Here is a 15,760-nt window from a genome sequence, read left to right as displayed (position 1 = left end):
GGAACGGGGCGGGAGGGGCTAGTTGCCCATCAGCCAGTTCATGGGCGCGAGCGAGAGCTTGGGGAAGAAGAGGAGCAGGAAGAGCATGAAGATCTCCATCAGCAGGAAGGGGATCAGATGCTTGACCAGTTCCACGATCTTGATGTTGCCCACGCCGCAGACGACATAGAGCACCGTGCCCACCGGCGGCGTGATGACGCCGATGCCGAGGTTGAGGATGAAGAGCAGGCCGAAGTAGTAGGGATCGATGCCGGCCTGCTGGATCATGGGGAAGAAGACCGGGGCGAAGATCAGGATGTTGGGCGTAAGATCCATGACCATGCCGATGAGGAACAGGAAGATATTGATGCACAGGAGCAGCAGGATGGGGGAATCCATCAGCGGCTCGAAGAGCGCGCCCATCTGCTGGGGAATGTCGGCGGAGGTGATGAAATAGCCCACGGCCGACGCGGTGGCTACGATGAGCATGACCACGGACGTGGTGCGGGCCGCCGCGGCGCTCACCCGCAGCAGTTGCTTGACGGTAAGCTCGCGGTAGTAGAGCACGCAGACCACAATGGCATAGACGGAGGCGAAGGCGCCGCCTTCCGTGGGGGTGAAGATGCCGAAGCGGATGCCGCCCAGAAGCAGGACCGGCATGAGGAAGGCCGGGGTGGAATCGAGAATGATCTTGATCTTTTCCTGCCGGGTGAAGGTGATGGTCTCATTGTAGCCGTCGATGCGGACGATGAAGAACCACACGGTCATGAGCGCCAGGCCGATGAAGATGCCCGGGAACAGGCCGATCATGAACAGCTTGGTGATGGAAAGGCCGCCCACCGTCGCGCCCAGGAGGATGAAGTTGGTGGAAGGCGGGATGATGGGACCAAGGATGGCGCCGGAGGAGATGATGGCCCCGGCCCGGCCCGGCTTGTAGCCCACTTCTTTCATCATCGGCAGCAGCAGCGAGCCGAGGGCCGCGGCCTCGCCCACGGAACTGCCCATGAGACCGGCAAAGATGATGCTGGAAACGACGGCCGCATAGCCGAGGCCGCCGCGCACCCGGCCCATCATGAGCTGGGCGAGCTGGACGACCCGCTGCGAAAGGCCGCCCGCGGCCATGATCTCGCCCGCGAAGACGAAGAAGGGGATAGCCATGAGCGGATAGTTGTTGGCCCCGTCCAGCATGGTGGTGGCGATGATGATCGGGTCGAAAAAGCCCGAATAGGCCATGAGCACCAGGGCGCAGATCACCAGCACAAGACAGATGGGAATGCCGAAGGCGAGAAAGAAGAAAAGGGTCGCAAGAAAGATGAACAGTTCCATGGTTCCCCCCTACGCCTTCTCGAATTCGGAGACGGGGCGCCTCAGCAGCGCGATGAAGTCCCGCAGCTGGATGATGAGCGCCGCGGCGGCCATGATCGGCAGGGTGCCGTAAATGAACGTCATGTTCACGCCGGTGGACACCGATTCCTGGTCATAGGTGGACATCACATAGACCACGCCGCCCCACAGCAGGACGCCCACGACCGCCATGCCGACGAGGCTCGCGATGATCTCGACGGTCTTCCGGGAGACGCCGTGGAGCATGTCCACGAACATGTCCACCGCGATGTGCTTTTTCCGGTAGAAGGCCTCGATGGAGCCGAAAAACGTGATGTAGATGAAGAGGAACCTGGCCCATTCCTCGCTGGGGGGATAGCTGGAAGAGAACAGGTAGCGCAGCATGGCGTTGTAGAACACAAGACCGATCATGCCCAGAAAGATGACGGCGCAAAAAATCTGGAAGAGAAATTCACCAACGGTATCCTGCTTGGGAGCAGGCTCGGACTCCGGAACCGTATCCAGAACTTGTGCGTATTCGGCCGGGTCTCTGGCGCTGTCCTGCGTTTCCTTGTCGGGCTGTGTTGGCATAATGACCTCATCAACGGATGATCGGGAGTGGAGAGGGAGCGGAAATTTCCGCAGGAACATCCAGCGCCGGCGTTGCCGGTGCGCCGCAAAACCGCAGTGGCCCGGCCCTCTGGCAGCCCGGCCGTCGTTGCCTCCGCGCGGAAGGGCCGCCCGGGGCCGCATGTGCCGGCTGCCTCCGGCTGCCGCCGCACGCAGGCAGGAAGCCTGTGCGGGCCGCCGTTGCCGTGCCGCTGGCCGACGGCCGCTCATGTCTCTCCGCCCGCGTGGCCGCCGTGGGGCGGGCCGCGACCGGGCGGGACAGGGCAAACGGGGTCCCATGCCTCCGGCACGGGACCCCGGAGGAACGGGACCTACTTCGCGTAGCGCTTGGCGCTCTCGAGGATCTCCTTGGCGTTGGGCACATGCTGCTTGCTCTTCGGATCGGTGAAGAGGGTCCAGCTGCGCTCGCCGGCTTCGGTCATGTACTTCTTCAGTTCGGGGGTAGGCTCGGAGATATGGCCCTTGCCCGCGGTGATCTTCTTGGCCGCGTCCTCGTCGGCCTGGACCATCAGCTTCCACACGTCCTCGGCGGCCTGGTTGGCGGCCTGGTCGAACCACTTGCGGTCCTGTTCGGGCAGGCTCTTGTAGAACTTGTCATTGATGAACAGGGAGTGCAGCACCAGGATGTGGCCGGTCTTGGTCACTTCGGGGGCGTACTCGTACACGCCGGTGGAGGCGATGTCGCTCAGGGGGCTGTCGCCGCCGTCGATGGCGCCGGACTCGATGGAGGTCATGACTTCCGCGAAGGGCATGGGCTGGCCGGAGATGCCGGCCTCCTTGGCGAAGTTGGTGTAGAGCGGAATATTGGGCACGCGCATCTTCAGGCCCTTGATGTCGTCGATGCTCTTCACGGGCTTCTTGGTGTAGAAGTGGCGGAAGCCAAGCGGGAAGACGTTCATGGTGCGCATGCCGGACTTTTCGGTGAAGCCGTCCGTGATGAGCTTGAAGGTGTCGCCCTGCATGGCGCGATGGGCATGGTCAAGGTCTTCATAGAGCATGGGCGTTTCCAGCATGGCCATGGCCGGATGGAACTTGGACATCTGGGTGCCCGTGGCGCACATCTGGATGGTGCCGCGCCGGGTCTGGTCGATGTAGGAGTCTTCCTTGCCCAGCTGGCTGTTGGGGTAAACCTTGACTTCGTACTTGCCATTGGAAAGTTTTTCCAGATATTCCCCGAACTTGTGCATGCCAATGGTTTCCGGCTCGCCCTCGGGTTTCATGCCCGCGATCTTGATGATCGTTTTGGCCTCCGCCGAGGGGGCAACGGAGAGCGCCAGACCGCAGAACAGACCCAGCGCCACGCACATGGCGAGAAGACGTTTCATCACAGAAATCCTCCTTTGATGGTGAACCCGGCTGCCCCGCCGTTTCCGCCGCGTACCGACCGGGAGACGTGGCGGCGGGGCATTGCGGAAGCCCCACCGGCTTTCCGGTGGCGCCCATGCCGCGCCAGGATGGATCGCAAAGATCCGTGGAGCTATCGCTTGGAACCAATTTTACTTGACGTGGCGGTTAAAATTCAATGCTTTTTTTGAGAAAATTTTTTGGCACCGCCGCACCCGGGCGGAAGCCCTCCGCATGCGTTCAGCGCGCGTGCGCCCCGGCGGCAGGGAACAGCGCTTGACGAATCGCGCGCACCGGACTAGAAAATCCCAGTGCCGACAGGCACGTTGGGGTTTCGCCCGTGCCGGGATGGTGGAATTGGTAGACGCAGCGGACTCAAAATCCGCCGGGTTCACGCCCTTGCGAGTTCAAGTCTCGCTCCCGGTACCAGAACAGCAGGCAAGGGATCGCGGCAATGCGGTCCCTTTTTTGCGGCGTATTTTTGCATCGTCGTTGTGTATCATCATCGCCACGGCAAACGAAACAGGCCATCCCCGCGGGGACGGCCTGTTTCGTTTGCCGCTGGAACGTTGGCTAGGCGTTTTCCGCCGGCTTCGGTTCCATAAAGGTGAAATTGTCCTGATAGCAGCGCGTGAGCGGAACGCGCCACTTTTCCAGCGGAACGCGTTCGCGCGCGAACTCCGGCCGGCCGTCGGTTCCGTGCCGGATGAAGAGCCACGCGGGTCCCGCCGGGTCCATCCGCGGGAAATCCTCGCGGAAGTGCCCGGCCCGGCTCTCCTTGCGCTCCAGCGAGGCGCGCACGAAAAGCTCGCTCACAAAGGCCACGGACTCCACTTCATGCAGCTTGAGCAGATAGTGCGGGTCCGCGGCGGTCATGCGCGGCAGTTCCTCCGCGCGCAGGCGGCGGATCTCGGCCAGCGCCCGCTCCAGAGCCGGGCCGTTCTTGACGATGGAGACATCGTAGGGGAAGACGGCCGCCTGGATCCTGGTCAGGACCTGCTTGGGCGTCAGGCTGTCCGCGGCCGCGGGCCGCAGAGGCGCAAAGGCCCGTTCCAGCAGGGCCTCGGCCCGCGCCTCGTCCAGGGCGGGCGCGGCGTCCGCGTCCTTGAGCCATGCGGCGGCCGTTTCGCCCACCATATGCCCGGTGACGGCCGTGGTCATGAGGGCGAAGCCGCCCGCATAGACCCCCGGCTCGAGGCTGCGCGCCGTGCCCGCGGCAAAAAGCCCCTTCACGGCGGTGGAACCGTCGATCTCCGCCCGGATGCCGCCGTGGGAAACGGTCATCTGCGGCACCCATTCGGTATTGTCCCTGAACAGGTCCAGGCCGAGCCTGCACAGTTTTTCATAGTTGAGCTTCTGCCAGCCGGTCTGGGGCTTGAGCAGGACCATGTCCTCGTCGCGCAGGGGGCTGACGTCGAAGATGATGGGACCGCGCCCTGCGCGGATCTCCAGCGCCATGCCGATGGTGGTGAAGTGCGGGTCCGTATTGGACCCGAGCACGGGCGAGTAGCGGCTCATGAAATTTTCGCCCAGGCGGTTCACGAAACGCGCGCCCAGCGGGAAAAGATGGGTCTGCCCTTCCCAGGCGAAGAGGCGCGGCATGTTCCAGACGCGCGCAAATTCCAGGTCCTGCAGCTCGGCGCCCGCCTCGAAGGCCATACGCATGCCCTCGCCGGTGGGCGTGTTCTTGCCGTAGGAGGTCTTCCAGCCGCCCATGCCCGTGGCGGCCACCACGGCGCCGGCCCTGAAAATGTAGCCTTCGCCGCTGATGCTGTGGAAGCCCACGGCGCCGGTGATGCGGCCATCCTGCACAAGGTAGTCCGTGAGCATGATGCGCCCCAGGCGCGTGACGCCGGCATCCTTGAGCCGGGCCACCAGGCTCCTGACCATGAGTTCGCCGCCGCGCCCCTTGAACTGGGCCGGATAGAGCTTGACGTGGGGCAGACCGCGCTGGGGCACGCTCTTGAGCCTGCCGTCCGGCGTGTGGAAAAATTCGCAGCCGAAGCGCTCATAGTCGCGCATGCGGTCGGCCGAGCGCGAGAGCAGGGCCTCCATGAGCGGCTGGTCGCACAGGCCGTCAAAGTAGTACACCAGGTCTTCCAGCCAGCCGTCCACGGTGTCGGGCGGCAGGACGGCCTCGAAATCGCCCCCGGCCATGGTCATGAGTCCGCCCCAGTCCTGGGGTCCCTTGTCCACGATGCAGATTTTCCGGCCCGGCATAAGCTCGGCAAAGCGGTGCGCCGCCCAGAGTCCGGCGGAGCCGCCGCCGAGGATGAGCAGGTCGGTGTCAACGCGGTTGATCTTCATGGCGGTCTTCATGCGCGGCCTCCTCCAAGCTCCACGGGCACGTCGGGAAAGGTGGGCGGCAGCACTTCGCGCAGCGGGTCCACGTCAATGGACCCGGAAGGGCAGGCCCGCTCGCAGAGGAAACAGGTCATGCAGTCCTCGGGATAGGCGATGAACGCCTTCTTGTCCTCGCCCATGCGCAGCGCGTCCAGCGGGCAGATCCGCACGCAGGCGCCGCAGCCGATGCAGGTTTCAGGGTCGATGCTCTTGATCATGCGTGGTTTCTCCCGGCGCGGATGGCGCCTTTTCCGGGGAAAGGGCCACCCGCGCCGCACAGGCTGGAGGGAGGGCTGCCTGATTAGAAGGAATAGATGAAGAGGGCACTCACGTTCCAGGCGTCGCGGATGCCGCGCTTGCCGCCGCCGGTGGTGGCAAGGCCCCAGGTGTCGTCGGACTTGTCCAGCATGAGGTGGACATAGCTCGCCTCAAGATTGACCGAGAGGTTCTCGTAAATCTTGTACTGGTTGAGCAGGCCCATCTCCAGGGCATAGTCCTTGTCCGTGAGGTAGATGTTGTCGCGGCCCACGGGCACCGTGAAGTTGGTGGAATCATTGACGTTGGGCGACATCCACTTGCCGGTGCGGTCATGGATCTTCTCCAGGATGCCCGAGCTGTTGGTGCCGCCCCACAGGCTCACATGGAGGGTGTGTCGGAGATTGTGGAAAAAGCTCACGTTCTTCAGGCGCGCGCCCACGCCCCAGGTGCCGATGAGCGTATTGGCGAGCACGCGGTCGCGCTCCAGGCCGTTGATGTCCGGCCCGGCGAAGGTGTCGGAAAAGCCGGACACGCCAAAGTCGTTGACGATATAGGGCATGCGCTCGGAGCCGTTGCCCAGGTCGTCGTCATCGCCCGAGGCGTACCACCCGTAGATGCCGGGAACGCCCCAGTCCGTCTTGTATTCGAAGAGCAGGGCGCCCATCCAGCCCTTGCGGTCCATGGCCGGGTCGTCCATCCAGTTCACGCCGCCGTAGGTGAATTCCCAGGCGATGCGGAAGGGGTCCCACAGGGTCAGCTCGCCGGTGAGTCCCGCCCACCAGGCGTTGCCGTACTCGCTGGGCGTCTTGCGGTTGATGGCCTTCTTGTCGGCCAGGAGCGGGAACATGCCGCTGTAGAAATAGGTGGTGTCCACCTTGTTGCCGAAGGCCGGGCGGAAGAAGTTTTTCCCGCTGCGGAAGGCATTGGGTCCGATGGCGCCGTAAATGCCCCAGGGCGTCATGGCGACGCCGTCAAAGCGCAGGGGCACGAAGAGGCCGCCGAAGTCCACATTGTCGAGGAAGCCGTCCTGAGAGCCGTTTTCGGAAGTATAGTTGTCGTTGTAGGGCCGCATCCAGAAGCCGGTGAGCGAGAGATTGTCGTTGACCTTGTAGCTGGCCGTGATGCCCGCGCCGTCGGCCGTGAGCACCGTGGGACCGTCCAGGGCGAAGAACGGCGAGCGGAAGGCCTGGATGCCCATACGCACGGAAAGGTCGGTATTGGGCACCATCCAGTCGATGAAGGCCCGCTTGAGCTTGATCATGTTGGTGGCGTCCGCGCCCAGCGCGCCGCCGCTCTGGGCGCCGCTGGCCTTGCCCCAGATGAACTTGCCGATCTCGAAATAGACCTGGCCGCTCAGGCTTTCGGAAGCCACGGCGTCCAACTGGAGGCGCACGCGCGAGCGGGCCTCGAAGTCGTCTTCCAGGCTGTCATAGCCGGTGTGTCCCTTGTTGCTGAAGTTGCCGTTCTGGCCGTACTGGGCGCTGAACAGCCACCAGCCGTGCGCCTTGAAGTCGATGGCTTCGGCCTTGAGCGGCGCGCCGAGCAGGGCGGCCGAGGCAAGGGCCGCCGCCAGAAAACCCAGAACCAGTTTGCGCGATGCACAGAAACAGGAAAGCATGCATATCCCCCTTGTGCGCCCCTGCGGGGCGTTGAAAACAGTCTCGTGCCGTCCGATGCGCCGGGGATGCCCGGTCGGGCATCCCGGCGGCGGTCCCGCCGTCCTCCCCCGGACGGCGGAAGAAATGCCTAGACCTGCATCCTGAGCGGGAATGCGAAGCCGATGGCGCCGGTGGGGCAGCTGGTGCGGCAGTTGGCGCAATGCCAGCATTCGTCCCCGTGTTCCACCTGCGGGCGTTCAAGGCCGCCGCACGGCACCATCTCCAGCACATAGCCGGGGCAGTCGTCCACGCAGGTGCCGCAGGCCTTGCAGTGGCCGCAGTGCAGGCAGCGCGCCGCCTCGGTCATGGCCTGTTCGCGCGTGAGGCCCAGGTTGAGTTCGGCGAAGGGCTTGGCGCAGTCGTTGACGGCTTCCTTTTCCGGCTGGGCGGGCGCGTACTGGCTGATGCCGTAGATCTCCTCAAACGGCACCACATAGGGGTCGGCCGTGCCTGCCATGTCGTCGCGCGGCTCGAGCATGTTTTCCTCGTTGATGACCCAGACGCGCGCGTCCTCGCCGGTCAGGAAGGCGTGGACGGCAAAGGCCGCCCGCCGCCCGTTGCCCACGTCGCCGGCGGCGTAGTGCTTTTCGCAGCTCGTGGCCTGGCGTTCGTCCACCACGATCCAGCGGCGCGGGGTGAGCGCGAGGCCGCCCGCGTTTTCGCCGAGGAAGCCCAGGTCGGTCTTCATGCCCACGGCGAAGATGACCGTGTCGCAGTCAAGGGTGTGGCTGCCGCCGGGCACGGGGTCGAAGACCGGGCGGCCCGCGTCGTCGAAGCGGAATTCCTTGACCTCGTAAAAGTCCACGCCGGTCACGGCGTCGTTGTCCGTGCGGATGCCGGACATGGTGCAGCAGTTGTGGATCTGGATGCCCTCTCTGGCGGCCAGTTCCAGGTCTTCGGCCGGGGCGCGCATCTCGCCGGGCTTTTCCAGGCAGATGACGTGGATTTCCTCCGCGCCCAGGCGTCTGGCCGTGAAGGCGCAGTCAAAGCCCACGCCGCCGCCGCCCATGACGACCACCTTCTTGCCCACCTTGCCGGCGGCGCGGCCCATGGCGGCCTCGCGGAGAAACTCCACCGCGCGCACGGCTTTGTCCGCCCCGGGGATGGGCAGGCTGTTCTCGGCGGGCACGCCCGTGGCGATGATGACGGCGTCAAAGCGGGCGCGGATCTCGTCCATGCTGATGTCCACGCCCACGCGGGTGTTCACATGGGCGCGCACGCCGGTCTCCAGCACGAGGCCCACCTCGCGGTCCACCACATGGCGGGGCAGGCGGAAATTGGGCACGCCATAGCGCGGCACGCCGCCGAGCATCGGCTCGGCCTCGTACACCGTGACGGCATGGCCGAGCAGGGCGAGAAAGTAGGCGCTGGTAAGTCCGGCGGGTCCGCCGCCGATGACCGCCACCTTTTTGCCGGTGGACGGCCGGTTGCGGAACAGCACGGCGCCGCGTTCGGCCAGGTCGGCGCACGCGCGCTCAAGGGCGCGGGTATTGACGCAGCCTTCCATATGGTTGCGGTTGCAGGCGCCCATGCAGAAGTGCGGACAGACCCGGCCCGTGATGCCGGGGAAGGGGTTTTTGGCCCGCAGGTAGCGCAGGGCCTCGGTGAACTCGCCTTTTTCCGCCAGGGCCTGCATCTTCTGGATGGAGGTCCCCGCCGGGCAGGCGGCCTCGCAGGGCGAGGTGCGGAACTGTTCCTTCAGGCGCGGCCCGTGGGCCACGGGCTGGCGCAATTCTCGGCTGTACTTGGGAGGCATATGTGAACTCCTTGCGGCAATGATTACAGCAGCGGCGCCTTGCCCCACTGGAACCGGGGGCCGTTCTCGCTCCGGATGAGGAGGAGCGGTTTCGCCATTTCCGGATTGAGATCCGGGAACTCGCGCACGCGGTAAACGCAGCGGCCCGATTCCTTGCGCTCCATGGTGGCCTGGATGGCAAGCTCGCAGACGGCGAGGATGTCGCGGCTTTCGTGGCAGCGCATAAGCTCGCGCAGGGTCGTGGCATGCAGCCGCCCCGCCTGTCCGGAGAGGAAGCGGATCTTCTCCAGCGCCCGCTCCATGCCCGCCATGGAACGGCGGAAGCCCATGTAGTAGTCCATGACGTTGCGGGTGGCCTGTTCCAGCTCCTCGTAGCTCACGGGGTCGCCCACGGGTTCGGCCATGGGCGCGAAAATCTCGTTTTTGACGTCGCGGGCCATGTCTTCGTCCACCTGTCCGGCCTCGGTCATGCCCGAGGCGCGCATGGCGGCCTGGCGGCCGGACTCGTAGCCGCCGCACATGGCGCCGGAGCAGTAGAGGAAGACGCTGCCGCTGAAGAGGTTGGGCAGGCTGGACTCGAACGCGTCATTGACGGCGATGGCGCCGCCGAAGATCAGCTCGCCGATCTCCACTTCCAGCAGCTTGTGCTGGAAGTCCGTGCCCGTGCAGTCCGCCCAGTCGCCGAAGGTGGCCTTGTCGCCGGGCATGAGGACGTACTGGAGTTCCCGCACGACCTCCGGGTCCACATGGCGCATGTCCATGTAGAACGGCGGGCCTGCGCCCTCCATCTGTTCCTGGAAGGTGCCCTGGATCTGGTTGTTGCGCACGCCGTTCTCGCACATGGGGTCGTACTTGCACATGAAGCGCTCGCCCAGGGCGTTGAGTTCGTGCGCGCCGGAGCTGTTGATGCCGTTCATGCCCGGGCAGCCGAAGCCCTTGGGCAGCAGGGTGGCGCGCTGGTAGGTGTCCAGCTCGGTGACGGCGGCGCCCGCCTGGTAGCCGAGGACGACGCCCGCGCTGGTGTTGTACGGGTACATCCAGACGTTGAAGGCGTTGTGCGTGGAATTGTCCGTGCCGCGCGTGGCCGAACGCCCCTGGGTGGAGACCACGGTCTTGGCGCGGATGATGACATACTCGCCGGTGCGGACGTTCCAGCCGAGACAGCCGCAGGCCTTGCCGTGATCCGTGAGGATGCGCATAGCCATGATGCGGTCGAGCACATGGACGCCGCTCTCGTGCACCAGGCGCGCCATGACCCGCTTGATGGTCATGCCGTTGGAGATGTGGACCCACCAGCGCCCCGGCTGGCCGAAGCCCTGCGTGCGGACATAGGTGCCGTCGCTCTTGCGGCCGAAGTCCACGCCCGCCGCGCCGAGGATATCGAGAAAATGGCGCATGTGGTTGTACCAGCCGTTGACGAGCATGTTCCGCGTCCAGCCGTTGAGCGGCTTGGCGTAGAATTTCACAAGGTCGTCAGCCGTGTCGAAGGGTTCGCCAGGCTCGTCGAGAACGGCCATGTAATGGTCGTTCCCGCCGCCGATGCAGCCCGAACTCTCAAGCTTGCCCTTGTCGATGATGACGACATCCTGGCCCTGGTCGCGTGCGCCCAGCGCCGCGCCGCAGCCGGATGCCCCGGAGCCGATGACGAGCACGTCGGTTTCCACGAGCGTGCCCAGACTGTGCCTGGTCGTTCTCATGCCGATATCCTGGGATGAAGGTGTGCGGACACTGCGTTCGTCCGGGCGTGGGCATGCCCCCCACCGGGGCCGTCCGGACTTTGTGAAGGAAAAATCATATGGCGGCGCTGTATTGTCAAATAAATAAAAATCACGCATTGTACAAAAAAACCCAACAGGAGCGCCGGGCCATGATCGATGAGCTGAATGGTGATTTTCTCCAGTGGCTGCGCGGGTTTTACTGGGTCGCCAAGACGGGCAGCGTGCGCCGCGCCGCGGAGCGCATGCACCGCAACCCCTCCACCATCAGCTACCAGCTCCGCTCGCTGGAGGAGGAGCTGGATACCGTCCTCTTCGACCGCTACAAAAAATCCCTCCGCATCACGCCGGAGGGGACAAAGCTTCTGGACTGGGCCATCACCACCTTTGAGGCCCTGCAGAGCATGCGCTCCTCGGTGGGAAGCGCGGACGGCGCGCTCAAGGGGGCGGTCACCGTGGCGGCCACGCTGCCCATCGCCACGCTTTCCGTGCCGACCACCGTGGATTTTCTGCGGCAGCATCCCGGCGTGGAACTGGCGGTGGAGCGCGGCCCCTCCTCGGACGTCCGCAAGGCGGTGGCCGAATCCCGCGTGGATTTCGGCCTGCTGCCGGTGATCAGCAGGCCCGAGGACGACCGGCTGGACGTGGTCTTCAAGGCGCGGCCCCTTCTGGTCATGCGCCGCGACAATCCCTGGAACATCCCCCTGGTGCCGGACCTCGAGGACCTGCGCCGTCTGCCCTATGTGGCCTTCGCCAATGACGAGGACCCGGACGACCTCGGCTGCTGGTGCCGGAATTCGGGCATGGGCGATTTCATCCAGAAGAACGCGGCCATCCGGGTCAACAATTACCACCTGATCATGCGCTTCGTGTGGCACAGGCTCGGCGTGAGCATCATGGACGAGCTGTGCCTCCAGGCCACCAATTTCGGGGCGGAGTGGGAGCAGATCGGCGCGCGCCCGCTGGACCACCTTTTTCCCAACCGGCTCTACGGCCTGCTCCTGCGCCGCAACAAGCGCGTCAGTCCCCAGGCGGCCGCCCTCATGCAGGCGTTGCGCGAGTTTTTCCTTTCGCTCCCCTCGCTGGATGCGGAAACCGTGTGGCAAAGCGCCCGCCAGATCCCGGAAGGCCGGGAGGAGAAAAAGGAAAAGGCCGGGCGCAAGGCCCGGCCCGGAAAGGAACGCGCGCGTCCTGTCGAAGGTTAAAACACGACCGCCCCGAGAGTGACGACCACCAGAGCCGTCGCCAGCCAGGAGACCAGGACCACCACCGGCGCCGTGCGCCAGATGGAGCTGGCGCTGGCCCACTCGTTGCCGTGCAGCAGGGCCGCGCTGGCGCTGGCCGCCGGGGTGAGGAAGGCGAAGTGGCAGCCCATGACGACCATCACCAGCGCCAGGTCCGGCGAGGCGCCCGAGGCCTGGCAGTAGCTGAGCACGATGGGCATGAGCGCGATGCCCGTGGCGCCGTTGTTCATCACCTGGGTCAGGGCCGTGGCTACGAAGCCGATGATGATGGCGAAGGTCATGGGCGTGCTGCCGCTGAAGATGGGTTCCATGGCATTCATGAGAAAGGCCGTGATGCCGCTGTCCGTGTGGGCCATGGCCGCCGCCAGCGGCTGGACGATGGCGAGCAGGAGGATGATGCCCCAGGTCACGCCCGAATCCACCATGGCCTTGAAGTTGAGCAGGGGCTTGCCATCCACCTTGATGGCCGCCATGACGGTGACCAGCAGGATGACGATGCCCGTATTGCCGATGGAGCGCAGGAACTTTGTCACGAAAAAGCCCTTGGGCAGGAAATTGGGCGCCAGCAGGAGCAGGACGAGCAGGAACAGGAAAACGAGCACCGTCTTCTGGACCTTGTTCAGGTTGAGGCTGCCCTCGGTATCCAGCTTTTCGGCCTCGAGCTTGAGCAGCTTGCTCATGTCCGGCCGGAAGATGTACTTGCCAAGCAGGATGAAGGCCCCGGAACAGAGGGCGCAGATGGCGACGGCGAGGATCATGTAGCTGGCGTAGTCAATGCTCACGCCGCTCATGTTCTCATAGGCGCCGAGCACGGTGAGCGGCACCTGCTTGAAGGGGATGATGGACATGCCCACCTGCGCCGCGAAGACGATGCCGAAGACCATCATGGTGGGATAGCCCTCGCCCTTCTTGTAGCCGCAGGCGTCGCACACCCCGTAGAGGATGGACCAGCCGATGATGGCCGCCGGCGAGGCCGAGGTCAGCGCGCCGAGGATGAAGATGGAACCCATGAACACATAGGTGAACAGCCACGGGCGCCCGGCCAGGCACTTGCGCGTGATGAACCACAGCGAAATGAACCGGGAAAGGCCGTAATAGTTGATGGTGGCGCAGAAAACGAAAATGAAGAACATCATCTGCACCATGGGGTCGCCGAAGCTCTTGTTGAGCAGCTGGACGGGCTTCATGCCGCCAATGAGCATGAGCGCCAGCAGGCCGAGCAGGCTCGGCCAGACGATCTCGATGAAGATCCAGCCATAGAGCACGCCGAGAAAGATGCCGATGAGGTTCATGCCCAGGGGCGTGAGCGGCTCAAAGGGCGGAAGCTGACCAAAGCCGAACATGATGATCAGGCAGACGGCCGCATGCACCAGATAAAGCGGCGAAACGGCCTTTTTGGGCGCCGCGGCGCCCGCTGCGGAAGCGGAACTCTGCGTCATGACGAGCATCCTCGTTGCGTCTGTCTCCGGCGGCTTCCCCTGTCCGCATGGGGGGAGGCTGTCGCCGGGGTTTCGGCTGACCGCTGCCCAGTCGGTCACCATTTTTGTGAAAATGGTATCATGGCGAGGAGGCTGTTCTGTCAAATTGAAAAAAAAGCAATAGTGTTCGATTAAATCAAATAGCGCCGTCCGTGTTCCGCCCTGTCCCGCCGCCAGTTCGGGCGGCCGGCCATGCGCGGCTGCGATGCCGAGCGCGGACGTATCGTGCCGTAAAAACGCGGGATGTTCGGGATGGCGGAGGAACGTGGCGGGGATGGAGTCCTGACGGCGTTCCGGCCTGAAACGGGGCGGCGAAAACGGCGGCGTCGTTCACGAGGACATTTTTCTGATGCAACGCTCCGCAAGACAGAGGGCCGCATCAGGTCCCGTTGCCGTCACTCCGAGGGAAAAGCGAGATTTTCCGCCTTATTAGAGCTGTTTGACAAGGAAAGCATCCAAACCGCTCTGGCGAAAGAACGCCGCCGCCGGCCGCGCATGCGGACGGCGAAAACCGGCGCCCCGCGAGGGGGCGACCGTCGGGTGGGCATGGGCGCAAGGCCGCGGAGCGGGAACTTTCGCCGCCGTGGCGTCACATTCCGGTGCGGGGGGTGGAGGCCAGGTAGCCGGCCAGCCAGTCGTGCCGCTCCAGCACCGGATTGCGGCCTTCCTCCCGCGCGCGGCGGACTTCCCGCGCGTAGAGGGCAAGGGTCCTGGGCGAAAGGGTCTCCAGCTCGCAACGCAGGTAGCGGCGGAACATGCCGGAGCCGTTGCGCTTGACGCGGTCCGGGCGCAGGCGCGCCGCCTCTTCCAAAAACGCGTTTTCCGCATCGGCGATCTCGTCCAGGAGCGGGCTGTCGGAAAGGGGAGGCAGCCTGTCGTCCATGCGCGCATATTTTTCCAGCATGAAGTTGCGGCCGCTGGACTCCGCCGCGCGCAGGTCCTCAAGATAGGACCGGAGCGTCTCGTCATCGTGCGTCACATGGGCCATGCGCCGCATGACGCGGAAGGTCTCCGGCCGCTGCTGGCAGGAGGCGACGCCGCCTTCATTGGGCGTTTCCAGAAACATGGCAAGTTCGCGGTCGATGATCTCGTCCAGGAGCGCGTCGCGCTCAGTGCTGCTGTTCATGGGTGTCTCCTGTGGTTTCCGCGGTTTCCGCAAGCAGGGCGCGGCGGCAGACGGCCAGATTGTCCGCATAGCCCCGCGCTTCGGGTCCGCTCCCCTTGCCGAGGGCGGCATACAGTTCCAGTGCTTCCTCCAGCGCCGCGCACGCCGCGCGCCATTGGCCGTCCTGCGCCAGCGCGACGCCGAGATTGCCCAGCGAAAAGGCCAGATCCTCCCGGTCCGGCAGGGTGCGGCGAAAGGCCACCGCCTGCCGGTGGAAGGCGATGCCCGCCGCCATGTCGCCGCGCTCTTCATGGATGCGACCGAGATTGTTCAGGCAGGTGCCCACTTCCTGGGGCGTGGGTCCTGGCTGCGCCTCCCATATGTCCCTGGCGCGCCGGATGAGCGCCTCGGCGGCGTCAAGGTCGCGGGCGCGGTAGGGGGCCGAGGAGAGCCGCAGCAGCGCGCCCGCAAGCTCGGGCGATTGGGGACCGAAGAGGGCTTCGGCGAGCCGGGCCGCCTCCTCGCCCACGGCCGCGCTTTCCTCCACGGCGCCGGTCTCGGCCAGAGCAAAGCACAGGTTCTGGAGCGCCCGGCAGCGGAGGGGAACGAGCGCGGCCCCGGCATCGCCGCCTGCACGGGCCGCGCCGGCCTGCGGGAGGCGGGCGCCGGTGGCGGCCGCCAGCGTGTCCACAGCCGCGCGCAGGGCCGCGAGGCCGCCTTCCCGATCGCCCAGGGCAAAGCGCGTCCGTCCCAGGCCGTCCAGCACCTGGGCGCGCAGGCGCGTGGCCTCGGGGTCGCTTTCCCACGGCGCGTCGGCCAGGGCCGCAAGTTCGCCTTCCGCTTCGGCCGCGCGGCCGTGCCCCAGCAGGTCGAGCGCATGGCGGACGGCGGCGGCGCCCGCGGGCGTTGTTTTCGTGTCGTCCATGG

The 15,760-nt window shown here is 65.2% G+C and carries 12 protein-coding genes and 1 tRNA gene; 2 read left to right on the top strand and 11 right to left on the bottom strand.

What is annotated here, in order from left to right; translation table 11 throughout:
• Nucleotides 1–18: 18 nt before the first annotated feature.
• From QZ294_RS02605 to QZ294_RS02595, 3 genes are all read right to left on the bottom strand, one after another.
• Nucleotides 19–1,305, bottom strand: coding sequence for a TRAP transporter large permease subunit (locus tag QZ294_RS02605; RefSeq protein ID WP_297046345.1), 1,287 nt, complete (start codon nt 1,303–1,305; stop codon nt 19–21).
• A 9-nt stretch (nt 1,306–1,314) separates the two neighbouring features.
• Nucleotides 1,315–1,893: a TRAP transporter small permease gene (locus tag QZ294_RS02600; RefSeq protein WP_297046342.1), complete on the bottom strand. Its 579-nt coding sequence runs from the start codon at nt 1,891–1,893 to the stop codon at nt 1,315–1,317.
• Nucleotides 1,894–2,243: 350 nt separating this feature from the next.
• Nucleotides 2,244–3,257, bottom strand: a complete 1,014-nt coding sequence (locus QZ294_RS02595; protein ID WP_297046339.1) for a TRAP transporter substrate-binding protein — start codon at nt 3,255–3,257, stop codon at nt 2,244–2,246.
• A 361-nt stretch (nt 3,258–3,618) separates the two neighbouring features.
• On the opposite strand from QZ294_RS02595, the gene QZ294_RS02590 reads away from it, so the two are divergent.
• A tRNA-Leu gene (locus QZ294_RS02590) sits at nt 3,619–3,705 on the top strand.
• Between the two features lie 144 nt (nt 3,706–3,849).
• Here the strand turns inward: QZ294_RS02590 and QZ294_RS02585 are convergent.
• The 5 genes from QZ294_RS02585 to QZ294_RS02565 form a co-directional block, all read right to left on the bottom strand.
• Entirely contained in the window at nt 3,850–5,595 is a 1,746-nt protein-coding gene (locus QZ294_RS02585; RefSeq protein WP_297046336.1) for an FAD-binding protein, read from the bottom strand.
• Nucleotides 5,592–5,837, bottom strand: a complete 246-nt coding sequence (locus QZ294_RS02580) for a ferredoxin family protein (protein ID WP_297046333.1) — start codon at nt 5,835–5,837, stop codon at nt 5,592–5,594. Before QZ294_RS02580 ends, QZ294_RS02585 begins: the two co-directional genes overlap by 4 nt.
• An 83-nt stretch (nt 5,838–5,920) precedes the next feature.
• Nucleotides 5,921–7,495, bottom strand: coding sequence for an outer membrane homotrimeric porin (locus QZ294_RS02575; RefSeq protein WP_297046331.1), 1,575 nt, complete (start codon nt 7,493–7,495; stop codon nt 5,921–5,923).
• A gap of 128 nt (nt 7,496–7,623) precedes the next feature.
• Nucleotides 7,624–9,291 carry an FAD-dependent oxidoreductase gene (locus tag QZ294_RS02570; RefSeq protein WP_297046328.1) on the bottom strand — a complete coding sequence of 556 codons (1,668 nt, stop codon included), beginning with the start codon at nt 9,289–9,291 and terminating at the stop codon, nt 7,624–7,626.
• 23 nt (nt 9,292–9,314) lie between these two features.
• A complete protein-coding gene (locus tag QZ294_RS02565; protein ID WP_297046325.1) occupies nt 9,315–10,988 on the bottom strand; it encodes an FAD-binding protein in 1,674 nt (557 codons plus the stop codon).
• A gap of 170 nt (nt 10,989–11,158) precedes the next feature.
• On the opposite strand from QZ294_RS02565, the gene QZ294_RS02560 reads away from it, so the two are divergent.
• Complete coding sequence (locus QZ294_RS02560; protein ID WP_297046321.1) at nt 11,159–12,211, top strand: LysR family transcriptional regulator; 1,053 nt, start codon at nt 11,159–11,161, stop codon at nt 12,209–12,211.
• Here the strand turns inward: QZ294_RS02560 and QZ294_RS02555 are convergent.
• The 3 genes from QZ294_RS02555 to QZ294_RS02545 form a co-directional block, all read right to left on the bottom strand.
• Nucleotides 12,208–13,689: an SLC13 family permease gene (locus QZ294_RS02555; protein ID WP_297046318.1), complete on the bottom strand. Its 1,482-nt coding sequence runs from the start codon at nt 13,687–13,689 to the stop codon at nt 12,208–12,210. The two genes, QZ294_RS02560 and QZ294_RS02555, sit on opposite strands and share 4 nt — an antisense overlap.
• 628 nt (nt 13,690–14,317) lie before the next feature.
• On the bottom strand, nt 14,318–14,854 hold the full coding sequence (locus QZ294_RS02550) for a DUF4125 family protein (protein ID WP_297046316.1): 537 nt from the start codon (nt 14,852–14,854) through the stop codon (nt 14,318–14,320).
• Entirely contained in the window at nt 14,838–15,758 is a 921-nt protein-coding gene (locus QZ294_RS02545) for a tetratricopeptide repeat protein (protein ID WP_297046313.1), read from the bottom strand. The genes QZ294_RS02550 and QZ294_RS02545 overlap by 17 nt, the downstream gene beginning before the upstream one ends.
• Between the last annotated feature and the right edge of the window lie 2 nt (nt 15,759–15,760).

Source organism: uncultured Desulfovibrio sp., assembly GCF_910584445.1.
GTDB lineage: Bacteria > Desulfobacterota > Desulfovibrionia > Desulfovibrionales > Desulfovibrionaceae > Desulfovibrio.
Note: the sequence above shows the minus strand (reverse complement) of the source record. Positions and strands in the feature narration are given on the sequence as shown.